The organism is Stakelama saccharophila (genome assembly GCF_032229225.1).
In the GTDB taxonomy this organism is placed as follows: Bacteria; Pseudomonadota; Alphaproteobacteria; order Sphingomonadales; family Sphingomonadaceae; genus Sphingomonas; species Sphingomonas saccharophila.
On sequence record NZ_CP135076.1, the window covers coordinates 1,126,925 to 1,152,453 of the forward strand.

The window sequence follows — 25,529 nt, forward strand, 5'->3', positions numbered from 1 at the left end:
CTTTGTCGTTTCGGCGGACAAGCGGTCGCGACAGATAAGGGGATTGCGTGGAGGACGACGCTACGGCGGCACAGGAGGCGGAGGACGGCGCCGCGGAGCCGTTCGCACGCCCGGTCCGAAAGCCGTCGCGGGCGGTCCGGATCCTGTTGCTGATCGCGCTGTTCCTGACCATCGTGCTGGCCGGGGTCTGGCTCCAGCGCAAACCGATCGCCGACCGGATCGTGCGCGACGAACTGGCCAGGCGCGGTGTGCCGGCGCGTTATCATATCGCCGATCTGGGGCTCAGCCGCCAGCGCCTGACCGACGTGGTGATCGGCGATCCGGATCATCCCGATCTCGTCGCCGACTGGGTGGAGGTGTCGACCGACATCTCGCTTCGCGGGGCGAGCGTCACCGCCTTGCGCGCCGGCCATGTGCGGCTGCGCGGGCGGCTGGTCGACGGACAGTTGAAGCTGGGCGCGATCGATCGCCTGCTGCCGCCGCCGACGGGCAAGCCCTTTGCGCTGCCGAGCCTGAATGTCGCGGTCGAGGATGCCAGGATGCGGCTGGACACGCCTTATGGCGTGGTCGGGCTGAAGGTCGCGGGCACCGGCAAGCTGGACGACGGGTTTTCCGGCACGCTGGCCGCCGTTGCGCCCGAACTCGCCGTCGCGGGCTGCACTGTCGAGCGACTGGCCGCCGCCGTACACGTCACGATCGGCGACGGCCGGCCGAGCCTGGAAGGGCCGGTGCGCGCCGCCGCGGCGCAGTGCGAGGGCGCTGCGGCAAGCCACCCGGCGCTGGCGCTCGACGCCACGCTGGGCGAGGCGCTCGACCGGTGGAAGGGCAGTGCGGACCTGACGATCGCGAAGGCGGATGTGGCGGCGGCGACGGCGGACCGCGTGCGCGGCACCGTGACCTTCGAGGGCGGACCGGAACGCACGACGGGGACGGTCGAGTTGGCCTCCGACGCCTTGGCGGGCGAAGGGCTGCACGCCGGCGAGACACGGATCGCGGGGCGCTATGCCGCCGGGACCAAGGGCAACCGGTTCGGCGGCGCCGTGCACGGCGGCGGCGTCGCCCTGTCGCGCGCGACCATCCAGCGCGTCGCCGGGCTGGCGGGGGCGGCCGATGGTACGCCGGCGGGCCCGCTCGTCGACAAGCTGGTCCGTGCCGCAGTGCTCGCGGGGCGCGCAATGGACGTGCGGGCCGAACTTTCCGCCGAGCAGACAGACGAAGGCGGTCACATCGGCGTGTCGCGGATGACGATGACGGCGCGGAGCGGCGCCCGCGCGACGCTGTCGGGCGGCACCGGCATCCGCTATCGCTGGCCTGATGCGGGGCTGACCCTCGACGGAATGCTGGCCTTTGCCGGCGGCGACCTGCCGGAGGCGGCGATCCGGCTGCATCAGGCGCGCGCGGGCGCGCCGGTGAGGGGCACGGCGCTCTTCCGGCCCTATGCCGCGGACGGCGCCCGCCTGGCCCTGACGCCGGTCGATTTCGAGGCGGCGGCGGACGGGTCGACCCGCTTCACCACGCGCGCGACGATCAGCGGTCCGATCGGCCCGGACGGGCGCGTCTCCGGCCTGACGATGCCGGTATCGGCCCGGTGGAACGGGGGCGGCCGGCTGGTGATCAATCGCACCTGCGTGCCGCTGTCCTTCGACCGGCTGGCCGTGTCGGGGCTGGAGCTGGACGCGACGCGCCTGGCCCTGTGTCCCGAGGATGCGGCGTTGTTGCGCATCACCGGCGCCGGCGTGCGCGGCGGCGCGCAAATCGCGAATGCGGACCTGACCGGGCGCATCGGCGGAACACCACTCGCGCTGACGGCGGATGCCTCCGAATTCCGCCTGACCGACAACGGGTTCCGGTTGCAGAATGTCGCGGCGCGGATCGGCGGGGAAAGCGTGACGCGGATCGCGGCCGACCTGACCGGCCGCGTGGGAGACGGCGACGTCGCGGGGCGCTTTTCGGATGGGAGCGGACAGATCGGGAGCGTCCCCCTGCTGATGTCCGACGCTGCGGGCGCATGGCGGCTGGCGGACGGCGTCCTGACGCTCGACGGCGCCCTGAAGGTGGACGATGCGGCCGAGGACCCCCGTTTCGAGCAATTGGCGAGCGACGATTTCCACTTCACGCTGGACGGCAACCGGATCGACGCCGCCGGCACGCTGAAGACGCCGGAGGGCGGGGTGAAGGTGAGCGACGTCACGATCGCGCACGACCTGGGCACCGGAACCGGCCATGCCGTGCTGGACGTGCCGGGGATTGCCTTCGACGAGGATTTCCAACCCGAAAGGCTCACCCGGCTGACCTTCGGCGTGATCGCGGACGTGCGCGGCGCTGTCTCCGGCAAGGGGCGGATCGAGTGGACGAGCGAGGACGTCACCAGCACGGGCACGTTCGCAACGACGGGGACCGACCTGTCCGCCGCGTTCGGCACCGTCACCGGGTTGTCGACGACGATTCACTTCACCGATCTGCTGAACCTGAAGACGGCGCCCGACCAGCTTGCGACGATTGCCGAGGTGAACCCCGGCATCGCCGCCATTGGCGGCGTCATCCATTATCAGGTGCTGGACAGCGAGCGGGTGCGGATCGAGGGCGGGGAATGGCCGTTCGCCGGGGGAACGCTGATCCTGGAGCCGACCGTGCTCGATTTCGGCGAGAAGCAGCAGCGGCGCCTGACCTTCCGCCTGCGCGGCGTGGAAGCGGCGCAGTTCCTGCAGCAGTTCGACTTCGACAATATCAACGCAACCGGCACCTTCGACGGCGTGCTGCCGATGGTATTCGACGAATCCGGCGGCCGGATCGTCGACGGGCATCTCGAAACGCGCGCGGGCGGGACGCTCGCTTATATCGGGGAAGTCAGCGAAGAGGATCTCGGCACCTGGGGCAACCTGGCGTTTAATGCACTGAAGTCGATCCGCTACGATTCGCTCACCGTCACGCTGGACGGGCCGCTGGCGGGCGAGATGGTGACGCGCATCCGTTTCGCCGGCGTGCATCAGGGCGAGGGGGCGGAGGGCAATTTCATCGTCGACCGGCTGGCGAAGCTGCCGCTGCGCTTCAACATCCGCATCAAGGCGCCGTTCCGGCAGTTGATCGATTCGGTCCAGTCCTATTACGAGCCCGAGCGCCTGATCGAACGCAATCTGCCCAGCCTGATCGAAGAGCAGAAAAATCAGGCGCAAGACCCTAAAAACACAGCCGGACCGTCGTCCGAAAACGACGATGGAGCCGTTCAGCCCACCGAAAGCGAGGCCATGCCATGATCGAGATAATGTTGAAAAATCGCCTCGGCCGGGCAACGGTCGGCGCCATGTGGAGACCGATATCGATGGCCGCGTTCATCGCCGGCCCGGCTTTGCTGAGCGCGTGCGTGACCGTGAACGCGCCGAAAAAGCCGATCGAGATCAATCTGAACATCAACATCACGCAGGAAGTGGTCTATCGTCTTGACCAGGACGCGAAGGACCTCATCCAGGACCATCCGGGGATTTTCTGATCATGCGCATCGCGAAACACATCATTATCGGCCTGGCCGCCGCATCCGCCGTCGGCGGCATGGCGACGTCGGCCTATGCCCAGCGCAATCCGGCCTATGCCCAGGCGCGCGCGGCCGGAAAGATCGGCGAGAAACCGGACGGCTATGTCGGTATCGTCGGCGCGCCCACGCCCGAGTTGCAGAAGATCGTCAGCAGCATCAACATCCAGCGCAAGGCGGTCTACACCAAGCAGGCCGAACAGGGCGGCGGCACGGTGGAGCAGCGTGCGTTCGTCGCCGGCTGCAACCTGATCGAGCGGACCAAGCCGGGCGAGATGTACATGACGCCGGGCGGCGCATGGAAAGAACGCGGCAGCGGCGCGCCGGAGCGCGATTCCCGCTGCGTCTGACGCCGGGGCGATTTCCGCCCGCCAGCCCGCGAATCGTCGGTTGAACCGCGCGGGTCCGGCGGCCGTAGCGGCAAGGCGCCGCGTTGCGGCGGTGAAGCGCCTGCCGGTTGACTTGGCTTTCCGCCCTTTCTAAACGGTTACGGCGTCGAGGGGAGATCCCCGCGATGAATGTTGTCGCCGCCTCGCCGCGGCGGCTTTTTTCATATCAGGAATGCGAACGTTGGCTGACGAGCGCCAGAACGGACCGGACGACCTGGAAAAGCGCATCGCCGAGGCAAAGGCGAAGCAGCGCCATGGCCGCACGCACACCGCCGCCGAAGGAAACGCGGAAACCCGCGGCTGGGCGGTCGGAATCGAGTTCGTCGGGGCGGTCATCGTCGGCGCGGTCATCGGCCTGTTGCTCGACAAATGGCTGAATACCGCGCCCTGGCTGATGATCGTGTTCCTCGCCCTGGGCTTTGCCGCCGGGCTGCGCCGTGCGTTCACCACGTCGAAGCAGTTCGACACCGATTTCACCAACGACGAACAATAGGGCCATAACGACCCATGTCCGCCAACAATCCGATGGAACAGTTCGCGATCAAGACGCTGCACCCGATCAGCGTGCTCGGTCAGGACGTGTCCTTCACCAATTCCGCCTTGTGGATGCTGATCGCGCTGGGGGTGATCGCGGTGTTTCTCGTCGTCGGCACGATGAAGCCGCAGCTCGTGCCCGGCCGCTGGCAGGCCGCGCTCGAATATGTCTATGACTTCGTCGTCGGCGTGGTCGACGAGAATGTCGGGCCGAAGGGCAAGGCCTATGTCCCGCTGATCTTCTCCGTCTTCGTGTTCGTGCTGGCCTGCAACCTGCTGGGCCTGATCCCGTGGGTGGGGTCGTTCACGCCGACCAGCCATATCGCGGTGACGCTTGCGCTCGCGCTGATCGTGTTCGCGATCGTCGTGCTCGTCGGCCTGATCAATCACGGCCTGCGTTTCCTCACCTTCTTCTGGCCCAAGGGCATGGCCTGGCCGCTGGCGCTGTTCATCATGCCGATCGAGGTGGTCAGCTTCTTGGTACGTCCGTTCACGCTCGCCATCCGGCTGTTCGCGAACATGACCGCGGGGCACGTCCTGCTGAAGGTGTTCGGCACCTTCGTCGTGTCGCTCGGATCGTTCGGGGCGCTGCCCTATGTCTTCGGCATCGTTCCGCTGGGCGTGAATGTGGCGCTGTCGGCGCTTGAACTGCTGATCGCGCTGATCCAGGCCTATGTGTTCGCGCTCCTTGCGTCAATTTATTTGAACGACGCGATCAATCTTCACTAATTTCCTGGTTTCCACTAACCGACGTCACGAAAAGGGTATCGAAAATGGACGCAGAAGCAGCAAAATATATCGGCGCCGGCCTTGCGGCGATGGGTGCGGGTCTCGCCGGCATCGGCGTGGGCTACATCTTCGGTTCGCACGTCCTCGGCGCATTCCGCAATCCGGACGCCGAGCCGCGCATCGCCGGCCGTCTGTTCCTGGGCTTCGCCGTGGTCGAGGCGCTGGGCCTGATCGCCGCGGTCGTCGCGCTCTACCTCGCCTTCGCGGGCTGAGGCGGGCGAGAACCGAAGGATAGAGGTCTGACCCATGCCTCAGTTTGAACCGGCAAATTTCCTGCCCCAGATGGTGTGGCTGGTCGTTGCGTTCGCGATTCTGTATTTCGTGATCGTGCAGACGACGCTGCCGCGCCTGGGCCGCACGATCGACGCCCGTGAGAACAAGGTCATGGGCGACCTCGATTCGGCCCAGCGGGCGAAGGCGGATGCCGATTCGATGCAGGCCGAATATGAAGCCGGCGTCGCATCCGCGCAGGAGCGGGCGCGCGCGCGGCTGGCCGAGGCACGGCAGGCGGCCGCCAAGACGATCGAGGCGGAACTCGCCAGGTCGAACGCCGTGCTCAACGAAAAGATGGAAGCCGCCGAGGCGTCGCTCGACGAAGCGCGCAACCGTGCCGTGGGCGAGATCGAGGCGGTCGCGGCCGACGCGGCGGCATCCATCGTCGAAAAACTGACCGGCACCCGCCCCGCCGAGGCCGAGGCCCATTCGGCGGCGCGCGCGGCGCTGGCTTGAGGAAGCAATGACGGCCGAAACCGGACACATAGTCGCGACCACCGAAGCCGACGGCGCCGTGGCGCATGGCGAGCACGGCCCCACCATGCTCGGCCTCAGCGCCGAGGGCTGGGTCTATGTCGGCATCACGATCTTCCTGATCCTTGCCGCGACGGTGTTCAAGTTCCCGCAGAAGCTGACCAGGGCGCTGGACGACAAGATCGCCCAAACCAGGCGGGAGCTGGACGAGGCCAAGGCGATCCGGGCCGAAGCCGAGGCGCTGCTGGCCGATGCCAAGGCGCGTCACGCCGCGAGCGCGGGCGATGCCGAGGCGATCGTCGCGCACGCCCAGGAAGAGGCCAAGGCCATGCTCGCCAAGGCGGAAACGGATGCGGCCGAACTGACCGAGCGCCGCGCCAAGATGGCCGAGGACAAGATCGCCGCGTCCGAGCGGCAGGCGATCGCCGACGTCCGCGCCAAGGCGGTGGAGGCGGCGACCGCCGCTGCCGGCCGGATCATTGCCGAAAAGCACGGCACCGACGCCGACCGGGCGCTGGTCGACCGGACAATCGCGGGCCTGAACCGCCTCAATTGATCGCGAATCCTCCCCGGTAAGGGGAGGGGGACCATGCGAAGCATGGTGAGAGGCGTTCCCGCCGATGGCCACACCCCTCCGTCGACCCTTCGGGCCGCCACCTCCCCCTTGCAGGGGAGGAATTTTTTGCAGCGTCTCTTTACGGGTTTCCGGCGCTGTGACGGTTTTCGAGCCCGTGTCAGGAGACGAAATCCATGGCATGGGCCATCCTCTTCATCGCGGTGTTCACCGAAATCTGCTGGGCGCTCAGCCTGAAATGGGCGGCGATGCAGGCGACGTGGCAGGCCTCGTCCGTGCCGATCATTCTGTCCTTCGTGAACATGGGGCTGCTCGCCCTCGCGATGCGCGGCATTCCCGCCGGCACGGCCTATGCGATCTGGACGGGGCTGGGCGCGATCGGCGTCATCATCGGCGGCGTCGTCCTTTTCGGGGACAAGATTTCCCCCGTGCAGGCCATGTTCATGGCTGTTACGGTAGTGGGCATCGTTGGAATGAAATTGACCGCACAAGGGTGAGCCACCCGGCGAGCGGTCCCGACCGAATGAGTGACATGATGCGATTTGCCGCTGCAGCCGCCGCCCTTCTTTCCGTTTCGGGCGGCCCCGCCCTTGCCGCGCAAGCGATCCCCGACGATCAGAGCGCGATGCAGGCCGAAGTCAAGGCCGAGGCCAAGGCTTCGGAAGCCGGGTTCGACCTCGATACGCCGATCCGGGTGCTCGTCGCCGACCCGCGCGCCAAGGCCGTGCTGGACAAGGATATGCCGGGTCTGAGTTCCGACGAGAATTTCGACGATTTCAAGGATATGAGCCTGCACGAGTTGCAGCCGAAGACCGGCGGGCAGTTGACAGACGAACTGCTGACGAAGGTCGGCAAGGATCTGCACGCGATCGGAACGGGTGCGCGCGACGGCGAAAGCCGCTGAACCCGGACTTTGCAGACGAATAAGGGAAACGGCGTGACGACGCCGGTTTCCTTCCTACATTAGCGTCCATGCCGCGCAGCAAAGCCGACCGCCCCGACCTTCCCAATGCCTCGTCGCGTTTCAACGAGGAAAAGCAGACCTATACCGTGCGCGGCGTCGGCAAGCCGGACCTGGAGGCGGGGGTTGCGGCGATCCGCAACGTATTGAAGACGCTGCCGGCGCGGCCGGGCGTGTACCGGATGCACGATGCGCGCGGCGACGTGCTCTATGTCGGCAAGGCGCGCGCACTGAAGAACCGGGTGAACAATTACACCCAGGTCAGTCGCCTGCCCAGGCGGTTGCAGCGCATGGTCGCGCAGACGCGCAGCATGACGATCGTCACGACCAACAATGAGGCCGAGGCACTGCTGCTCGAAGCGCAGCTCATCAAGCGCTACCGCCCCGCCTATAACGTCCTGCTGCGCGACGATAAGTCGTTCCCGTTCATCCTGCTGCGCGCCGATCACGATTTCCCGCGCATCCAGAAGCATCGCGGCGCGCGGCGCGCGAAGGGCAATTATTACGGACCGTTCGCCAGCGCGGGATCGGTCAACCGCACGCTCAACGCGCTGCAAAAGCTGTTTCTGCTCAGGAGCTGCACCGACAGCTTCTTCAGCAATCGCGACCGGCCCTGCCTGCTCTATCAGATCAAGCGCTGTTCGGCGCCGTGCGTCGGGCGGATCGGCGAGGAGGAGTATACCGAGCTGGTGCGCGACGCGAAGGATTTCCTCGCCGGCAAATCGACCGAGGTGCAGGCGAAGCTCGGCGCGCAGATGGAGGCGGCGAGCGAAGCGCTCGATTTCGAGCTGGCGGCGATCCTGCGCGACCGGCTGCGCGCGCTGACCTTCATCCAGGGCAGCCAGGCGATCAATGCCGAGGGCGTGGGCGATGCCGACATCTTTGCGCTCGGCGCCAGGCAAGGCACGATCGGCATCCAGGCCTTTTTCATCCGCGGCGGCCAGAATTGGGGGCATCGCAGCTTCTTTCCCGCGCATACCAACGACGTGCCGGAAGACGAGGTGATGGCGAGCTTCCTCACCCAGTTCTACGAACAGGTGCCGCCGCCGAGAACGATCCTGCTCGACCGCACGCTTGCGGAGCGCGAACTGCTCGGCGAGGCGCTGGGCGAGCGCGCGGGGTACAAGGTCGCGCTGTCGGTGCCGCAGCGCGGCGCGCGCAAGCGGCTGCTCGACCAGGCGAAGCGCAACGCCGAGGAGGCGCTCGACCGGCGGCTGGCCGAATCGACGACACAGGCGAAACTGCTGCGCGAAGTCGCCGAATTGTTCGAGCTTGCCGAGCCGCCCGACCGGATCGAAATCTACGACAACAGTCATATCCAGGGCACCAATGCGCTGGGCGCGATGGTCGTCGCGGGGCCGGAAGGGTTCCGCAAGAACCAGTACCGGAAGTTCAACATCAGGCAGGCGGCGACCGACGACGATTTCGCGATGATGCGCGAGGTGTTCGCGCGCCGCTTCGCCCGCGCGCTGAAGGAAGATCCCGACCGCGATGCCGGCGACTGGCCCGATCTGGTGCTGATCGACGGCGGGCGCGGACAACTCAACGCCGCGCGCGAGGTGCTGGAGGATCTGGGGATCGAGGATGTCTGCCTGGTCGGCGTCGCCAAGGGGCCGCATCACGGCCGCGAGGGGCGCGAGGTGTTTCACCTGATGGACGGGCGCGAGCTGACGCTGCCGACCAATTCGCCGGTTCTGTTCTACCTCCAGCGGCTGCGCGACGAGGTCCACCGCTTCGCCATCGGCGCGCACCGGCAGAAGCGGGCAAAGGCGATGGGCGCAAGCCCCCTGGACGAGGTGCCGGGGATCGGCCCGGCGCGCAAGAAGGCGCTGCTGATGCATTTCGGCACCGCGCGGGCGGTGCGGGGCGCGAGCCTGGAGGATCTGCGGCGCGCGCCGGGCGTCAGCACCGCGGTCGCGCAGCAGGTTTACGATTTTTATCACGCGCGCTGAGCATCTTGGCCGCACGAATCGCTTGTCCCCCGGCAGGGTTTCGCTACGCTGTCTGACGAACGCATCGGGGGGAATTGTTCGTGAAGCTCAGGGTTGCGGCGGCGCTGCTGCTGGTATCGACTTCGCATGCGGCGCTGGCCGACGATGCGCCCAAATATGCGCCCGCGCCCGACTGGGTCGTGCCGGCGCCGCCGGTCGACGGGGCATCGCTCGACGACAATTCGCCGATCTTCCAGACCTTCGATCAGCAGGACCGGATCGAGGACGGCAGGGTCTGGGAATATCGCGACAGCGCGATCCGCATCAATTCGATGCAGATGCTCAACCAGGCGGGCACCGTGCAATTGCCGTGGCAGCCCGACCAGGGCGACCTGATCGTTCACAAGGCCGAGATCATCCGCGGCGACCAGCATATCGACCTGCTCGCCAAGGGCGGGAAATTCTCCGTCCTGCACCGCGAGGAGCAGATGGAGAAGCTGATGCTGGACGGTGTCCTGACCGCGACGATGACGGTCGAGGGGCTGCGCGTCGGCGACGTGCTGCACATGGTCGTTTCGACCACGCGCGAGGACGACGCGCTGGGCGGCAATGCGCAGGCGTTGATGCCGATGATGGCAAAACCGATGCCGATCCGCTTTGCGCGGACGCGGCTGTCCTGGCCGAAGACGCTCGACCTGCACTGGAAGTCGCTCGCTGACGGGATAGAGGCCAAGCCGGTGGAAAAGGACGGCTATGACGTGCTCGACATGCCGGTGCCGCTGGCCAAGGAAAAGGAGATGCCGGACGACGCGCCGATGCGCTTCCATCGCGTGCCCTTGCTGGAAGCCAGCACCTTCGATGATTGGGCGCAGGTGTCCGGGGTGATGGCGCCGCTTTATGACCGACGGCACCATCGCCGACGGCGGCGACCTGGCGGGCGAGGTGGCGAAGATCGAGAAGGCGAGCAGCGATCCCAAGGTCCGCGCCGCGGCCGCGTTGCGGCTGGTGCAGGACAAGGTGCGCTATCTGTTCAAGGGCATGGACGGCGGCAACTACACGCCGCAATCGCCCGCGAAGACGTGGCAGCTCCGCTATGGCGACTGCAAGGCAAAGTCGTTGCTGCTGCTGGCGATGCTGCACAAGATGGGGATCGAGGCCGAACCGGTGCTCGCCAGCAGCAAGCTCGGCGATCTCGTCAGCAGGCGGCTGCCGAGCGCGGCGGCGTTCGACCATGTGCTGGTGCGCGCGCAGGTCGGCGGAGAAACGCTGTGGCTCGACGGGACGCGCACCGGCGACCGGATCGCCGATCTGACCGATACGCCCGATTTCGACCATGTCCTGCCGCTGCGCACCGAAGGATCGGGATTGCTCGCGATCGAACTGCACCCCGATGCGCGTCCGGCGGTCGAGGCGGCGATCGATTACGACCAGTCGGCCGGGCTCGGCCTGCCGGCGGTCTATGCGATCGCGGTGAAGCTGCGCGGTCCGATCGCCGATATGGTCCATGCCGCCGAAACGCAGAATGACGACGACAAGAACGAGCAGATGGTCCAGTCGATCATCTCCGACTATGTCGGCGACGCGGTGATGACCGATCATTCGATCGATTACGACGCCGATGCCGCGATCGCGACGGTGCATGCTGCGGGAATCGTCGGCAGTCCCTGGGACAAGAAGGACAATCGCTACCAGATGGATCTCGACCATGCGGTGTCGGGATTCTCGTTCGATGTCGACCGCGCCAGGCAGGACTGGCGCGACCTTCCGGTCAATCTGGGCAGCCCGGCGAGCATGGTCGTGCGGACGACGGTTAAATTGCCCGACAAGGGCAAGGGATTCGCCTTCGAAGGCGACCGGACGCTGCCGGAACACATTGCCAACACGCAGTTCCTCCGCACCACCAGCATCGAAAACGGCGTGATGACGGTCGAGGAGAAGAGCCTTTCGAGCGGCGGCGAAATCGCCCCGGCGGACATTGCGAGCGTGCGCGCGGCGTTTGCCAAGGCGAAGGCGAACCTGCTGCGCGGGACCGCGCCCGCCGACTATCCGGCGCATTGGCAGGTGGTCGAGAAGGACCGGGCCGATGGCGGTCTCGACGCGCTGAAGGCCGCCTATGCCAAGGCGATTGCGAACGACCCGGACGAGGCGCCGCCCTACCTGAACCGCGCGCGGTTCCGCTGGGGCATCTACGACTGGAAGGGGGCGCTGGCCGACTATGACGCGGTCATCGAGCGCAACGCGACCGCCGACAATTATCTGGCGCGCGCCGGGCTGCACTCGATCCTTGGCGAGCACGAGGCGGCGTTGAAGGACATCGAGGCGGCGCAGGCGCTGAAGCCCGGCGATGCGAATGCCGCGATGCAGCTCGCCTCGGTCTATTCCGAAATGGGGGAAACCGACAAGGCGGTGGCGCTGCTCGACGAACGGATCGCGTCGGGCGGTGACGACAAGGACAATCTCGTCACCCAGAAGGCCGACATCCTGGCGACGGCAGGCCGGCCGGAGGACGCGATCGCCGCGATCGACGAACGGATCGCCAGGAAACCCGGCAATACGCAGCTCCTGAACGAGCGATGCTGGGTGAAGGGCAGGACATCGACCGACCTGCCGTCGGCGCTGAAGGATTGCACCAAGTCGATCGAGCTGGCCGAATCCCCCGCGGGACAGCTCGACAGCCGGGCGATGGTCTATTTCAAGATGAATCGCTACGACGACGCGCTGGCCGATCTCAACGCCGCGCTCGACCTGGTGCCCGACTTTCCCGCGAGCATGTACATGCGCGGGATCATCAAATTGCGGCAGGGCGACAGGAAAGCGGGCGAGGCCGATCTGGCGGCGGCGCGGCTGATGTCGCCGCGAATCGACGAACGCTACGCCAAATACGGCGTGAAGCCCTGATTCAAGGTCGACCTTCGCCATTTGCATAATCTTCACCTCCGGCCGCTAGGCCGGGCAGCATGGCGACGCGCGTCTTTCTGACGGTCGATACCGAATTTTCCTGGCGCCAGCATGCCGCCGGGCTGCCGCTCGACGCCATCTGCCGGCGATCGTTCGAGCCGGGCGGCGTGGGGGTGTCGTGGCAGTTGGCGCGGCTCGCCGAACACGGGCTGAAGGCCTGCTTCTTCGTCGATCCCATGCCGGCGCTGGTCTATGGCCTCGATCCCTTTCGCCGCATCGTCGCCGCGATCCTCGACGCCGGACAGGAAGTGCAGCTTCATCTCCACCCCAATTGGGCGGGTGCGCGGGCGGGGGATCGCGGGGCGTCGCACGGACGGTTCGAGCTGATCGACCATGATCTTTCCGAGCAGCGGGACCTGATCGCCCATGCCGCGGAACTGCTGAAACAGGCCGGCGCGCCGCCGCCCATCGCCTTTCGCTCCGGCAGCTATTCGGCCTCCGACGACACGTTGCGGGCGCTGGGCGAACTCGGCTTTCGCTACGACAGCTCGCATAACGGCTCCGAACATCCCTGGCCGAGCGCGGTCGCGCTTCCTGAAAGGCAGATTGCGCCGGTGCGGCACCGCGGCGTCACCGAGGTGCCGGTGACGTTGATCGAGGACCGCCGCGGCAATCTCCGCCACTTCCAGATCTGTGCGCTGTCCGCCGTCGAGATGCGTTCGGCGCTCGACCATGCGGTGCGCGAGGAACATGCGGCGGTGACGATCGTGGGACATGGCTTCGAACTCGCCAACCGCGCGGGCACGGCGCCGAACAAGGTGCATGTCCGCCGATTCGAGGCATTGTGCGCGATGCTGGCGGAGCGGCATATGGTCGCGCCGACGACCTTTTTCGCTGATCGGCCGTCCCTGCCGCTTGACGGCGACGATCGCCCGCTCGGCCCGAATCTGGTGCGGACCAGTCTGCGCCGCGCCGAACAGCTCTGGTCCAACTTGGTGGCCGAGCGGGCGTCGTGACGACGGCGACGGCATTGCCGCTGCGCTTCCAGATCGGCGCGCGTACCCTGTTGACGCTGCCGCGGCGGCTTGTTCGCGTGCCCTTTTCGCTGGAGATGGCGCGCGCGAAGCACCTGCCCGCCCTGCCGGCGCTGCCGACGGAGGCGGACGGCCATTTCATCACGTCGCTGCCGGAGGATCGGGTGTCGGCGCTCCGGTCGCTGGCGCAAGGGCGCATCGTCCATGTGCGGCAGCGATATATGCGGCACTTCATCGACCTCGAAGCGGGCTTCGACGCCTGGTTTGCGGGACTTTCCGGCAATGCGCGCTCGCAGGCGCGGCGCAAGGCGAAGAAGCTGGCCACGGCATCGGGCGGTACGCTCGACATCCGCCGCTTCCGCACGCCGGCGGAACTCGAGCGCTTCCATACCGCCGCCCGGGAGATTTCGCGTCGCACCTATCAGGAGCGGCTGCTCGACGCCGGGCTGCCCGGGGACACGGCGTTTCGGGATGGCATGGCGCGCATGGCGGCGGCGGGGCGGGTGCGGGCCTGGCTGCTCTATGTCGGCGACACGCCGGCGGCCTATCTCTATTGCCCGGTCGAGGGACGGACGGTGATCTACGAATATGTCGGTCACGACCCCGCCTTCAACGCCTTGTCGCCGGGCGCGGTGCTGCAGGTCGAGGCTTTGCGCGACCTTTTCGCCGAGGGGCGCTTTTCCGCCTTCGACTTCACCGAAGGCGAGGGGCAGCACAAGCGCCAGATGGCGAGCGGGGGCATTGCGTGCGTCGACCTGCTGCTGCTGCGCCCGACGCTTGGCAACCGGGCTGCGGTGGCGGCGCTGCGGGTGTTCGACGGGGCCGTGGCGGGAGGCAAGCGGACGGTGCATGCGTCCGGAATGCGGCGGTTCGCCGCGAAGCTGCGCAGAGGGTGACGGGCGCGATCCGCGCGGCTAAACGAGGGTGATATTCGGATGGCCTCCCGATCCGGGCACCCCATGCAGCTTCGCGCACCCGCTCTCATCCTGTCGGTCCGCTCCCATGGCGAGCACAATGCGGTCGTGCGGGCCCTGACGGAGGATGCCGGGATGCTCGCCGGCTATATCCGCGGCGGCCATTCGCGCCGGTTGCGGCCCGTCCTCCAGCCCGGCAACGCGGTCCTGGGCGAGTGGCGGGCGCGCAGCGAGGAACAGCTTGCCGGCCTGACGGTCGAGCTGATCGAAAGCCGGGCGCCGCTCTATGGCGAGCCGCTGGCGGCGGCGGCGATCGACTGGGTGACGGTGTTGACCGCGGCAGTGCTGCCGGAGCGTCATCCCTATCCGCGGCTTTATTCGGCGCTTTCGGCGATGCTCGACGCGGTCGAGGCGGCACCCGCCGCGCGCGGATGGGCGGTGGCGCTGGTGCGGTATGAATTGCTGGTGCTGGCGGAGCTTGGTTTCGGCCTTTCGCTCGACCGCTGCACCGTCACCGGATCGGCGGACGATCTCTTCTATGTCAGCCCGAAAAGCGGCGCCGCCGTCAGCGCGGCGGCGGCGCGGGGGTATGAGGCGCGGCTGCTGCCCTGTCCTGCGTTCCTGCGCGAGGGCGGTGAGGCGGACTGGACCGCGATCCTGGACGGGTTGCGGCTGACCGGGCACTTCCTGGCGCGCGACCTGCTGATCGACCGGCGGGCGGAGATACTGGCGGCGCGCGAACGGCTGGTGACGCGGCTGAAAAGGGCGGTTGCGTGAGCGCCGGCGGCGCGGCATGGCTGCACGCGAAACGAGCAAGGGGTATGGCCTTCGATGACGTTGATCGCTGTTCTTTCCGGTGACGGGATCGGTCCGGAAGTAACCGCCCAGGCGCGGCGCGTGCTGGAGGCGGTGGATGCCGGACTGCAGTTCGAGGAGGCGCCGGTGGGCGGCGCGGCCTATCTGGAAACCGGATTGCCGCTGCCGCCGCAGACGCTGGACCTGGCCAAGCGTGCCGATGCGGTGCTGTTCGGCGCGGTGGGCGATCCGAAGTTCGACGCGCTGGCACGGGCATTCCGCCCGGAGGCGGCGATCCTGGGACTGCGCAAGGAACTGGGACTGTTCGCCAATCTGCGTCCGGCGAAGCTGTTTCCGGGGCTGGAGGACGCCTCGACCCTCAAGCGCGAGGTGGCCGAGGCGATCGACCTGATCATCGTGCGCGAACTGACCGGCGACGTCTATTTCGGCGAGAAGGGCCAGCGCCGGACCGAAGACGGCCGCCGCCAGGGCTATGACGTCATGTCCTATGGTGAGGACGAGGTTCGCCGCATCGCCCGGATCGGGTTCGAAACGGCGCGCACGCGCGGGGGCAAGCTCTGTTCGGTCGACAAGGCCAATGTGCTGGAAACCTCGCAGCTCTGGCGCGACGTGGTGAACGAGGTGGCGGGCGACTATCCCGACGTGGCGCTGTCGCACCTTTATGTCGACAACGCCGCGATGCAGCTCGTGCGCGATCCCGGGCAGTTCGACGTGATCGTGACCGGCAACCTGTTCGGCGACATCCTGTCCGACCAGGCGAGCATGTGCGCCGGTTCGATCGGGATGCTGCCGTCCGCGGCGCTGAACGGCGACGGCAAGGGCATGTACGAACCGATCCACGGATCGGCGCCCGACATCGCCGGGCGGGGCAAGGCCAATCCGTGCGCCGCGATCCTGTCGGCGGCGATGCTGTTGCGTCATTCGCTGGCGCGCGGAGAAGATGCCGGCCGTGTCGAGCAGGCGGTGGCGCGCGTGCTCGCGGACGGTGCGCGGACGCCCGATCTGGGCGGGGAATTGTCGACCGAAGCGATGGGCGATAGAGTCGTGAACGCGCTGGGATGACCGGCCCGCTCGAATTCGCGGTCGTGGTGCCGGTGTTCAACGAGCGCGAAAATATTCCCATCCTCGTCGATCACCTGGAGGCGACGCTGCACGGGCGTAGCTGGGAGGTGATCTTCGTCGACGACGACAGCCCGGACGGAACCGCCGACGCCATTCGCGACCTGGCCCGCGACGATCCGCGCGTGCGGGTGATCCAGCGGATCGGGCGGCGCGGGCTGGCGACCGCTTGCCTGGAAGGGATGTGCGCCACGGCCGCGCCACTGGTGGCGGTGATGGACGGCGATCTGCAGCATGACGAGACGCTGCTCGGCGACATGGCCGATGCGCTGGAGGCCGATCCCGGCCTCGACCTCGTGATCGGCTCGCGCTTCGCCGAGGGCGGCAGCACGGGGGCCTGGGACCGCGACCGGGTGGCCAAATCGGCATTGGCGACGAAGCTGTCGCGATCGGTGCTGAAGGCGGAATTGAGCGATCCGATGAGCGGCTTCTTCATGATCCGCACGCAGATCGTGCGCGACCTGGTGCCGAAGCTGTCGGGAATCGGGTTCAAGATCCTGCTCGACATCATGACGGCAAGCCCGCGGCGCCTGCGCTTTCGCGAGCTGCCCTATATCTTCGAGACGCGGGTGCGCGGCGAAAGCAAGCTCGATCATGTCGTGGCGCTGGAATTCCTGATCGCGCTGTATGACGGGTTGTTCGGGCGGATCGTGCCGGTGCGCTTCGCCATGTTCGCCGCCGTCGGCGGGCTGGGCGCGGCCGTGCACATGGCCGTGGTGGGATTGCTCTATACGGCCACGCCGATGCCCTTCGTCCCCGCGACCATCATCGCGACGGTCGTGGCCATGACGTTCAACTTCTTCCTCAACAACAGCCTGACCTATCGCGACCGGCGGCTGCGCGGCGCGCGCGAGCTGATCGACGGCTGGGTGTCCTTCTGCGTCGTCTGTTCGGTCGGCGCGGTTGCCAATGTCGGCATCGCCGCCTTCCTGCACGATGTCGAGCAGGGGTCGTGGGCGGTTTCCGCGCTTGCCGGCATTCTCGTCGCGGCGGTGTGGAACTTCGCCCTGTCGTCGCGCTTCACCTGGGGCCGCTACGGCCGCAAGCCGGGGGTATAGCGTGCCCGTGCTGCCCGCGCGCCGGTAGGAACACAGGCGCGCGGGCGACCAGCGGACAAGCCGTGTCAGGGCTGGCCGAGATCCTCTTCGGTGATCGGCACCAGCTTGATTTCGACACGGCGGTTGGAGGCGCGTCCCTCCTCGGTGTCGTTGGAGGCGATGGGCTGGGTCTCGCCGTAGCCGCGGGTTCCGATCCGCGCGCGGCTGACGCCCTCGGCCGAGAGATAGTCGGCCACCGACTGCGCCCGGCGTTCGGACAGCGCCTGGTTATAGGCTTCGCTGCCGGTCGAATCGGTATGGCCGTATACGTCGACATAGGTCTTTTCATACTGGTCCAGCACCTGCGCGACCTGATCCAGCGTCGGCTTGAACTGCGGCTGGACGGTGGAACTGTCGGTGGCGAAGGTGATGCCCGACGGCATGCGCAGCAGAAGGTCGTCGCCCTGGCGCACCACCTGTACGTCCGTTCCGGCGGTACGCTCGCGCAGTTCGCGTTCCTGCTTGTCCATGTACGCGCCGATCCCCGCGCCGGCCAGGCCGCCGATGCCGGCGCCGAGGATCTTTTCCGTGCGGTCGCTGTGGCCGCCGACGAGATCGCCGAGCAGATAGCCGCCGACGGCGCCGCCGATGCCGCCGATCGCCGCCTTTGAAATGTGCCGTTGGCCCGTGACGGGATCGGTGACGCAGGCGCCCGTCAGAACCAGCGACGACAGGGCGCCGGCGGCGAGCAGTTTCGAAGCGATACGCATTTGCACAGTCTCCCTCAACCAAGGTGCAGAAATCCCCACGGAAACGAGAGGATGACCGTGATTGTTCCGCCTGCGCACTGAACAGATGCTGTTGCGGCGGTTGTCGAACCGACAGGAATGCGGCTATGGGGATTACACGCCGATGGACGCGACCTCTCCCTATCCCTGGTTCGACGTGGTGATCATCCTCGCGCTGATCGCGCTGAACGGTGTGTTCGCCATGTCGGAACTCGCCATCGTTTCCGCGCGCCGGGCGCGGATGGAGGCGCTGGCGCGTACCGGCAGGCGGGGAGCGGAAACGGCGATGAAGCTCGCTGCCGATCCCGGCAAGTTCCTGTCGACGGTGCAGATCGGCATCACCCTGATCGGAATTCTGGCGGGCGCCTATTCGGGTGCGAGCCTGGGCATGCCGACGGCCGAGCGGCTGGAAGGGCTGGGGCTGGCGGCGGATACGGCCGAGACGCTGGGCTTCGTCATCGTGATCGGCCTTACCACCTATGTCTCGCTGATCATCGGCGAGCTGGTGCCGAAACAGGTGGCGCTGCGTTCGCCGGAGCCGATCGCGGCGCTGGTCGCGGTGCCGATGCTGTGGCTGGCGCGGCTGACCGCGCCGATCGTCTGGCTGCTCGATTCGACGAGCACGCTGCTGTTCCGCATCTTCGGTATGCGCCGGGGTTCCGAAGACCGGGTGACGGCCGAGGAACTGCAACTGATCGTGGCCGAGGCGACCCGGTCCGGCGTTATCGAGGAGCATGAACGCTCGATCATCTCGGGCGTGGTGCGGCTGGCCGACCGGCCGGTGCGCGAGGTGATGACGCCGCGCACCGATGTCGACTGGATCGATGTCGACCTGGAAGAGGCGGATATCCGCCAGGTGCTGCTCGACACCTCGCACACCCGCCTGCCGGTGGCGGAAGGGTCGGTCGACGCGGTGATCGGCGTGGTCCAGGCGCGCGACATCGTGGCGGCGCTGTTCCGCCAGCAGCCGCTCGACCTGCGCAAGCTGATGCGCGAAGCGCCGATCCTGCCCGATCAAGTCGACGCCATGGATGCGCTCACGGCCCTGCGCGAGGCGGAGGTGCCGATGGGATTCGTCCACGACGAATACGGCCATTTCGAAGGGATCGTCACGCCGGCCAACCTGCTGATCGCGATCGCCGGCGATTTTCGGTCCGACGCCGATCCGGGCGAGACCCCGAACCTGATCGAGCGCGACGACGGGTCCTATCTCGTGTCCGGCCAGATGGCCGCCGACGCGCTGGCCGACAAGCTCGGCATCGAACTGGGCGAGGACCGCGATTACGCCACTGTCGCCGGTCTGGCGCTGGCAGTGCTCAAGCACCTGCCGGACGAAGGGGAGACCTTCACGGAGCAGGGCTGGCGGTTCGAAATCGTCGACATGGACGGGCGCAAGATCGACAAGATCCTGGTGAGCGAAGCGGCCGACGAGGCATAGTCCCTCTCACGGCCCGCATCGGTGCCATTGCTCAGGTATTCCTCGCATCGCGCTCATGCCTTTCATCCCCGTTTATACCAGACCGGACGGCGGTCTTTCAGGGAGGAGCGACATGACTGGATCGAGCGACCGGACCGGTGCGATGACGGGAAACCATTGGCGGATCGTGCGATGGGGCGCGGCACTGGTGTTGCTGCTGATACCGCTGGTGATGATGCAAATCAGCGACGGCTGGCATTGGACCGCCGGCAGCTTCGTCGCCGCAGGGATCGTGATCGGCGGGATGGGGCTGCTTTACGAACTGGTCGAACGGGCGAACGACAGCCGCGCCTATCGCGCGGGCGCCGCCGTCGCGATCGTGACCGCCTTCCTGACGGTTTGGACCACGATCGTTCGCGACGACGGTAACGGTATCGGCTTCTTCCTGCTGATCATGGCGGCGGCGCTGGGTAGCTTCGCCGCCTGGTTCCGACCCGCGGGCATGGCCCGGACCATGCTGGGCGTCGCGATCATGCAGATCCTGCTGGGCATCGCCATCGCAACCGCACCGTCCGTCGTGGCGGTGCCGGGCGCTTCGTTCAGGGCGCTGTCGTCCAGCGGATTCTTCGCGGCGCTGTGGCTGATCTCGGCGGCGTTCTTTCTCGCCGCGTTCCGGCGAGGCTGAGACGAGCCGGGGCCGGCCTCAACTCAGCTTGCCGAACCTCGCTTCGTATCCGGCGCGGTCGCCCTTGGCGAGGAACGCCGCCTGCTCGATCCAGCGGTCGCGGGCCATGCGGCCCTTGAAGGTGCCGAGCTGCGCGTCGAGCGCCTGCGCATCGCCCTCTGAGAGAGCGGCGATCTGTTCGAAGCGGGTAATGCCCAGCTCGTTGAGGCGCGCCGCCAGCTTCGGTCCCACGCCCTTCATCAGCAGCAGATTGTCGCCTTCCGATGATGCCGCGGGCGCGGCCGGAGCTGGTGCGGGCGCAGGCGCAGGCGCCGGGGAAGGGGCGGGCACCGCCCGCGTCGGCGTCGGTTCCGCAACGGGTTCCGGACGGGTGGCCGGCGTTTCCGCGCCCGTATCGGTGGCCGGCGGGGGCGGTGGAGAAACCGGCGGTGCCGGCGTCCGCGTTTCCGGGGCGGGGGCATCTTCGTGTGCAGCCTTTTCCTCCGCGACCGACGGCGGGGGCACCGGCGCGTCGGGGCGGACGGACTGCAGCCGCTCTTCCTCCTGCATCTTGCGGTCGGCGGCCAGTCGCTCGCGACGCCGGCGCGCGCCCCACCAGAGACCGATGATCGCCAGGATCGCGACGATGAGGATCAGGATGAGATGGGTGATGGTTATCGGTAGCATTCGTTCGGCTGCCCCCATTGGTGATGTCGATTGCAGACTGCGGTCCATATGCCGCCTCCGGCGCTACGCGAACAATCCCGCAAGCCTAGCGCCCATGACCGCCGCGTCCAGCCCTCAGATGGTCATTCGCCGCCGGACGCCCCGAACATGCAAGCGGGCGTTCACTTTGCCTCGCGCGCCACCTCGCGCCAGCCGATATCGCGGCGGTGGAAGCCGTCGAAGGTGATTTCATCGATCGCGGCATAGGCCGCACCCTGCGCCAGCGTGACATTGTCGCCCATGGCGGTGACGGCGAGCACGCGGCCGCCGCTGGCGGTGAGCGCGCCGTCGGCGGCGCTGGTGCCGGCCTGAAACACGATCGCGCCGGTCGCTTCCGCGGCGTCGATGCCGGCGATGACGCCGCCCTTTTCCGGCGTGCCGGGATATCCCTTCGCGGCAAGTATCACGGTCAATGCGGTGCGGTCCGAAAAGACGGGTTCCGGGCGGCCGGCGAGCTTGCCCGCAGCGCACGCGATCATCAGATCGAGCAGATCGTCCTCCAGCCGGGGCATCAGCACCTCGGCCTCGGGATCGCCGAACCGGACATTGTATTCGATCAGCTTCGGTCCCGCCTCCGTCAGCATCAGGCCGGCATAGAGGACGCCCGAATAGGGCATGTCCATCGCCGCCAGCGCGTCGATCGTGGGGCGGATGATCGTCTCGATCGCGGTGCGCTCCAGCTCGGGCGTCAGGACGGGGGCGGGGCTGTAGGCGCCCATGCCACCGGTATTGGGGCCGGTATCGCCCTCGCCAACGCGCTTGTGATCCTGCGCCGAGCCGAAGGGAAGGATGGTGTGCCCATCGGTGACGACGAACAGGCTCGCTTCCTCGCCTGTCAGGAATTCCTCGATCACCGCATCGCCGCCGGAACGGCCGAACATCGGCTCCAGCGCCGCCTCCGCCTCCTCGCGCGAATAGGCGATGGTGACACCCTTGCCGGCGGCCAGCCCGTCGGCCTTGATCACCACCGGCAGGCCGAAATCGTCGAGCGCGGCGCGTGCGCCGTCGAGCGAGCCGACGCGGGCATAGCCGGCCGTCGGGATGTCGGCGCGGCGGCACAGATCCTTGGTAAAACCCTTCGATCCTTCCAGTTGCGCCGCATCCTTGCCGGGGCCGAACACGCCGATGCCCATGGTGCGCAGATTGTCCGCCAGGCCGCCGACCAAGGGCGCTTCGGGGCCGATGACCACGAATTCGATCGAATTGCGCAGGCAGAAATCGATCAGGCCGCGATGATCGTTGGCGGCGATGTCGACACGTTCGGCGTGGCGTGCGATGCCGGGATTGCCCGGCGCGGCATAGAGTTTGTCGAGCCGGGGTGATTGCGCCAGCTTCCAGGCAAGCGCATGTTCACGCCCGCCCGAACCGATCAACAGGACATTCATGCCCGGCCCCCCTTCAGACGATAGTGTTTCGCGCCGACTGGTAGCCGAGACGATGCCCGGCGACAACGCCGCAGCGTTCACCGTCAGCGAATTATCCGGCCGCCTCAAGCGGATGGTGGAGGGCGAGTTCGGCCATGTGAAGCTGCGCGGCGAAATTTCCGGCTTCAAGCGGGCGGCGTCGGGTCATGTCTATCTGTGCCTGAAGGACGAAAAGGCGGTGATCGACGGCGTGATGTGGCGCGGGGTGGCGTCGGCCGTGCCTTTCGCGCCGCAGGACGGGCTGGAGGTGATCGCGACGGGCAAGCTGACCACCTATCCGGGCCGGTCGAAATACCAGATCGTCATAGAGCGCATGGAACTGGCCGGCGAAGGCGCGCTGATGGCGCTGTTCGAAAAGCTGAAGGCCACGCTGGGCGCCGAGGGGCTGTTCGACACCGCCGCCAAGAAGCCGCTGCCGTTCCTGCCGCGCACGATCGGCGTGGTGACGTCTCCCACCGGGGCGGTGATCCGCGACATCCTGCACCGGCTGGAGGATCGTTGCCCCACGCATGTCGTGGTCTGGCCGGTCAAGGTGCAGGGCGAGGGATCGGCGCAGGAGGTGGCGCGCGCGATCCGCGGGTTCGACGCGCTGCCCGCGGACGGGGCGGTGCCGCGGCCCGACCTGCTGATCGTCGCGCGCGGGGGCGGCTCGATCGAGGATCTGTGGAGCTTCAACGAGGAGGTGGTGGTGCGCGCCATCGCCGACTGTTCGATCCCGCTCATTTCTGCCGTGGGGCACGAAACCGACACCAGCCTGTCCGATCACGCGGCCGACCTGCGCGCGCCGACGCCGACGGCTGCCGCCGAACTGGCGGTGCCGGTGCTGGCGGAGCTGCGCAACATGCTCGCGACGATGACGCTGAGGAGCGAGCGGTGCGCGCGGCGCTATCACGAACGCGGGCGCGAGCGGCTGGACGCGCTGGTCCGCGTGCTGCCGAAGCGCGACGCGCTGCTGGGGCCGCAGCGCCAGCGCGCGGACGAGGCGGCGCGCGCATTGGGCCTGGCGCTGGAGCGGCGGCTGGCGCTGGGGCACCGGCAGCTCGACCGCGCGGCAGGCGCGCTGCGGCCGGCGATGCTGGCCCAGCGGCTGGCGGCGGCGAAGGACCGGCTGGCGAGCGCGGGACGCCTGCTCGAGGCGGCGCATCCGGAAAAGCCGCTGGAGCGCGGCTATGCCTGGGTCGAGGCGCGCGAGAGCGGCACGGTCGCGACCACGGCCGACGACGCGCGCAAGGCGGCGGCGCTGCGCCTGCACTTCAAGGACGGGACGGTCGATGCCCGGGTTGAGCGCTCCGGCCCGACCTCCTATGACAGGAAAAAGCCGAAACCGGCGACGAAGCCGGAGCAGCCCAACCTGCTCTGACAGTCCCCAGCCTACCTTGATCGGGAGTTCCTGAAATGTTGATGTCCAACAGCGCCCGAACCGCCAAGCTGCACTTCATGGCGAACGGTTTTCGCGTCCTGAAGCCCGGCGATCATGTCCTGTGCGGGGTGTCGGGCGATGCCATCGCGCTCGACGATCTGCGCTACTGGAGCGTGGAGAAGCAGGAAGCCTATGCCTCCGCCGCCATCGCGACCAAGGCGATGCGGCCGTAATGGCGGGCGCGAACGGCGCTGTCACCGCTGTCCTGATCGTCCTGCTCGGCGGGTGCGCCGTCGTTCCGCCCGGCGGCGCGGTGACGGCCGGGCGCAGCGCATCGGCAGCGAACCCGGCACCCGTGCCCACCCCCGCGCCGGTGCCCACCCCCGCGCCGGTGCCGACGCCCACTGCGCCGGCGCCGCCCGCCGTTCCCGTGCGCCGGGGCTTCACACTGGACGGCACGATGGTGCAGGGCGGATCCGCGATCGGCACCGCGCCCAGCGACACCGTGTCGCTGACCTTCGACGGCAAGGAAATTCCGGTCGCGCCGGACGGCACGTTCTTCGTCGGTTTCGACCGCAATGCCGACAGCGCCGCCGAACTCGTCGCCACGCTGAAGGGTGGCCGCACGGTGACCGAAGACCTGACCATCGGCAAGCGCGAATGGGACCTGCAGCGGCTGAACAGCCTGCCCAAGCACAGCCGGCCGAGCGCGGAATTCCTGCGCCTGCGCAAGCCGGAACTGGAACGGATCCACGCCGCGCGTGCGATGCGGACCGGGGCCAAAGGCTGGCGCGAGGATTTCGTCTGGCCGGTGACCGGCCGGATTTCCAGCGTGTTCGGATCGCAGCGCATCTACAAGGGCGGCGAACGCGGCTCCTATCATTCCGGCGTCGATGTCGCGGTCGGAGCGGGCACGCCCCTGCGTGCGCCGGCGGACGGCACGGTGATCCTGGCGGCGCGCGATCCCTTCACGCTGGAGGGCAAGCTGCTGATGCTGGACCACGGCATGGGCCTGAACAGCGCGTTCCTCCATTTGTCCGACATCGCCGTCGATGTCGGCGATCATGTGACCCGGGGCGAGGTGATCGCGCATACGGGCGCGACCGGCCGCGCGACCGGCCCGCACCTGCACTGGAGCGTCAAATGGCGCGACGCGCGCATCGATCCGATGCTGTTGACCGGGCCGATGCCGGGCGGCTGATCGCGCGGCGATCCGCCGAAAGCGGTGCAATCCGCCGACGGGACCGAATGCCGCGCCGGGCCTGTATCCGCTGCTGCGGGGCGAGCCGGGGCGTCGCGATTGCGCCGCCGGTGTGATCAGTCCTAGTCCCGGCGCTTGACGCGCAGGGGTGTCGCGCCGTCGAAATCGGCGAAATAGCTGCCGAACATCGCCTTCTTGATCACGACCTTCATTCCGTTTTCGACGGCGAAGCTGGGGCGGTTGTCGATCTGGACCCAGCGGCCGCCGGCATCGGTGGAAAAGGTGAGCTTTCCGTTCGCGTCGGACCCGATGCCGCGGACGACGGTTTCGATGCGGTCGAGATCCGCTTCCCCCGCACGGGCGGCGAGGTCCGGCTTGTCTGCCAGGCCGAAATTCGCGCGCCGGCGCGCCTCGATCTGTTCACGATCGAGCACCACGACATCATGCGCGCGTTCGGCCCGGTCGAGACGCTCGACCGCGCGGTCGTAACAGGCCAGCCGCCCGCTTTCGGCCGAGATGTTCCGACAGGCCACGACGTCACGAAGAATATCGGCACGGCCACCATTTTCTTGCGCTGCAGCAAGCGTGCCATGCGGCGCTGCGGAAACGAGCAGAAACGGCAGGAAACGCAGGGTCATGGGGCTTCTCCGTCCTATCACGCGGAAATTAGGGGCCTTTAT

At 67.6% G+C, this 25,529-nt stretch carries 26 protein-coding genes and 1 pseudogene; 23 read left to right on the forward strand and 4 right to left on the reverse strand.

The features are described 5' to 3' along the window. The first annotated feature begins 47 nt into the window (after positions 1–47). From RPR59_RS05205 to RPR59_RS05290, 18 genes and pseudogenes are all read left to right on the forward strand, one after another. Positions 48–3,254 (forward strand): intermembrane phospholipid transport YdbH family protein, encoded by a 3,207-nt coding sequence (locus RPR59_RS05205; protein ID WP_313917379.1) that lies wholly within the window; start codon positions 48–50, stop codon positions 3,252–3,254. A gap of 65 nt (positions 3,255–3,319) precedes the next feature. Continuing rightward, positions 3,320–3,487 (forward strand): YnbE family lipoprotein, encoded by a 168-nt coding sequence (locus tag RPR59_RS05210; RefSeq protein ID WP_313917381.1) that lies wholly within the window; start codon positions 3,320–3,322, stop codon positions 3,485–3,487. Positions 3,488–3,489: 2 nt separating this feature from the next. Continuing rightward, the gene (locus RPR59_RS05215; protein WP_313917383.1) at positions 3,490–3,876 is read left to right on the forward strand and encodes a YdbL family probable chaperone protein; all 387 of its coding nucleotides are present in this window, start codon (positions 3,490–3,492) and stop codon (positions 3,874–3,876) included. A gap of 220 nt (positions 3,877–4,096) precedes the next feature. Then, positions 4,097–4,408 (forward strand): AtpZ/AtpI family protein, encoded by a 312-nt coding sequence (locus tag RPR59_RS05220; protein WP_313917385.1) that lies wholly within the window; start codon positions 4,097–4,099, stop codon positions 4,406–4,408. A gap of 14 nt (positions 4,409–4,422) precedes the next feature. Further along, the gene (locus RPR59_RS05225; protein WP_313917387.1) at positions 4,423–5,178 is read left to right on the forward strand and encodes a F0F1 ATP synthase subunit A; all 756 of its coding nucleotides are present in this window, start codon (positions 4,423–4,425) and stop codon (positions 5,176–5,178) included. Between the two features lie 44 nt (positions 5,179–5,222). Next, positions 5,223–5,450: an ATP synthase F0 subunit C gene (atpE, locus tag RPR59_RS05230; protein ID WP_284054911.1), complete on the forward strand. Its 228-nt coding sequence runs from the start codon at positions 5,223–5,225 to the stop codon at positions 5,448–5,450. Between the two features lie 34 nt (positions 5,451–5,484). Next, the gene (locus RPR59_RS05235) at positions 5,485–5,967 is read left to right on the forward strand and encodes a F0F1 ATP synthase subunit B family protein (protein ID WP_313917392.1); all 483 of its coding nucleotides are present in this window, start codon (positions 5,485–5,487) and stop codon (positions 5,965–5,967) included. A gap of 7 nt (positions 5,968–5,974) precedes the next feature. Then, complete coding sequence (locus RPR59_RS05240; protein ID WP_313917394.1) at positions 5,975–6,541, forward strand: F0F1 ATP synthase subunit B family protein; 567 nt, start codon at positions 5,975–5,977, stop codon at positions 6,539–6,541. A 194-nt stretch (positions 6,542–6,735) separates the two neighbouring features. Further along, entirely contained in the window at positions 6,736–7,056 is a 321-nt protein-coding gene (locus tag RPR59_RS05245; RefSeq protein ID WP_313917397.1) for a DMT family transporter, read from the forward strand. 38 nt (positions 7,057–7,094) lie between these two features. Continuing rightward, the gene (locus RPR59_RS05250; RefSeq protein WP_313917400.1) at positions 7,095–7,463 is read left to right on the forward strand and encodes a hypothetical protein; all 369 of its coding nucleotides are present in this window, start codon (positions 7,095–7,097) and stop codon (positions 7,461–7,463) included. Positions 7,464–7,531: 68 nt separating this feature from the next. Continuing rightward, the gene (gene uvrC, locus RPR59_RS05255; RefSeq protein WP_313917402.1) at positions 7,532–9,472 is read left to right on the forward strand and encodes an excinuclease ABC subunit UvrC; all 1,941 of its coding nucleotides are present in this window, start codon (positions 7,532–7,534) and stop codon (positions 9,470–9,472) included. A gap of 317 nt (positions 9,473–9,789) precedes the next feature. Then, positions 9,790–10,149 (forward strand): annotated as a pseudogene (locus tag RPR59_RS05260) (DUF3857 domain-containing protein); the annotation flags it as partial. 199 nt (positions 10,150–10,348) lie between these two features. Then, entirely contained in the window at positions 10,349–12,349 is a 2,001-nt protein-coding gene (locus RPR59_RS05265; protein WP_313917404.1) for a tetratricopeptide repeat protein, read from the forward strand. Between the two features lie 59 nt (positions 12,350–12,408). Continuing rightward, positions 12,409–13,365 carry a polysaccharide deacetylase family protein gene (locus RPR59_RS05270; RefSeq protein ID WP_313917406.1) on the forward strand — a complete coding sequence of 319 codons (957 nt, stop codon included), beginning with the start codon at positions 12,409–12,411 and terminating at the stop codon, positions 13,363–13,365. Next, positions 13,362–14,279, forward strand: a complete 918-nt coding sequence (locus tag RPR59_RS05275) for a GNAT family N-acetyltransferase (protein ID WP_313917409.1) — start codon at positions 13,362–13,364, stop codon at positions 14,277–14,279. Before RPR59_RS05270 ends, RPR59_RS05275 begins: the two co-directional genes overlap by 4 nt. Before the next feature lie 63 nt (positions 14,280–14,342). After that, positions 14,343–15,074, forward strand: a complete 732-nt coding sequence (gene recO, locus RPR59_RS05280) for a DNA repair protein RecO (protein WP_313917411.1) — start codon at positions 14,343–14,345, stop codon at positions 15,072–15,074. A 54-nt stretch (positions 15,075–15,128) separates the two neighbouring features. After that, complete coding sequence (leuB, locus tag RPR59_RS05285; RefSeq protein ID WP_313917413.1) at positions 15,129–16,175, forward strand: 3-isopropylmalate dehydrogenase; 1,047 nt, start codon at positions 15,129–15,131, stop codon at positions 16,173–16,175. Then, positions 16,172–17,290: a glycosyltransferase family 2 protein gene (locus RPR59_RS05290; protein ID WP_313917415.1), complete on the forward strand. Its 1,119-nt coding sequence runs from the start codon at positions 16,172–16,174 to the stop codon at positions 17,288–17,290. Before leuB ends, RPR59_RS05290 begins: the two co-directional genes overlap by 4 nt. Positions 17,291–17,355: 65 nt before the next feature. On the opposite strand, the gene RPR59_RS05295 is transcribed toward RPR59_RS05290, so the two are convergent. Beyond that, positions 17,356–18,039 carry a YiaD family glycine zipper/OmpA-like lipoprotein gene (locus RPR59_RS05295; protein WP_313917417.1) on the reverse strand — a complete coding sequence of 228 codons (684 nt, stop codon included), beginning with the start codon at positions 18,037–18,039 and terminating at the stop codon, positions 17,356–17,358. Between the two features lie 142 nt (positions 18,040–18,181). Between RPR59_RS05295 and RPR59_RS05300 the strand changes: the two genes are divergently transcribed. Next, entirely contained in the window at positions 18,182–19,495 is a 1,314-nt protein-coding gene (locus tag RPR59_RS05300; RefSeq protein WP_313918337.1) for a hemolysin family protein, read from the forward strand. 112 nt (positions 19,496–19,607) lie between these two features. Further along, positions 19,608–20,159, forward strand: a complete 552-nt coding sequence (locus RPR59_RS05305) for a hypothetical protein (RefSeq protein WP_313917419.1) — start codon at positions 19,608–19,610, stop codon at positions 20,157–20,159. An 18-nt stretch (positions 20,160–20,177) separates the two neighbouring features. On the opposite strand, the gene RPR59_RS05310 is transcribed toward RPR59_RS05305, so the two are convergent. Then, positions 20,178–20,825, reverse strand: coding sequence for a helix-hairpin-helix domain-containing protein (locus RPR59_RS05310; protein WP_313917421.1), 648 nt, complete (start codon positions 20,823–20,825; stop codon positions 20,178–20,180). A gap of 161 nt (positions 20,826–20,986) precedes the next feature. Beyond that, entirely contained in the window at positions 20,987–22,249 is a 1,263-nt protein-coding gene (gene purD / locus RPR59_RS05315) for a phosphoribosylamine--glycine ligase (RefSeq protein ID WP_313917424.1), read from the reverse strand. 52 nt (positions 22,250–22,301) lie between these two features. Between purD and xseA the strand changes: the two genes are divergently transcribed. From xseA to RPR59_RS05330, 3 genes are read left to right on the forward strand one after another with little or no spacing between them, the layout of a single operon-like run. Continuing rightward, on the forward strand, positions 22,302–23,648 hold the full coding sequence (gene xseA / locus RPR59_RS05320; protein WP_313917426.1) for an exodeoxyribonuclease VII large subunit: 1,347 nt from the start codon (positions 22,302–22,304) through the stop codon (positions 23,646–23,648). Between the two features lie 35 nt (positions 23,649–23,683). After that, positions 23,684–23,881: a DUF2093 domain-containing protein gene (locus tag RPR59_RS05325; RefSeq protein WP_313917428.1), complete on the forward strand. Its 198-nt coding sequence runs from the start codon at positions 23,684–23,686 to the stop codon at positions 23,879–23,881. After that, positions 23,881–24,849: a M23 family metallopeptidase gene (locus RPR59_RS05330; protein WP_313917430.1), complete on the forward strand. Its 969-nt coding sequence runs from the start codon at positions 23,881–23,883 to the stop codon at positions 24,847–24,849. Before RPR59_RS05325 ends, RPR59_RS05330 begins: the two co-directional genes overlap by 1 nt. Positions 24,850–24,971: 122 nt before the next feature. On the opposite strand, the gene RPR59_RS05335 is transcribed toward RPR59_RS05330, so the two are convergent. After that, positions 24,972–25,487: a hypothetical protein gene (locus tag RPR59_RS05335; protein ID WP_313917433.1), complete on the reverse strand. Its 516-nt coding sequence runs from the start codon at positions 25,485–25,487 to the stop codon at positions 24,972–24,974. Positions 25,488–25,529: the final 42 nt, after the last annotated feature.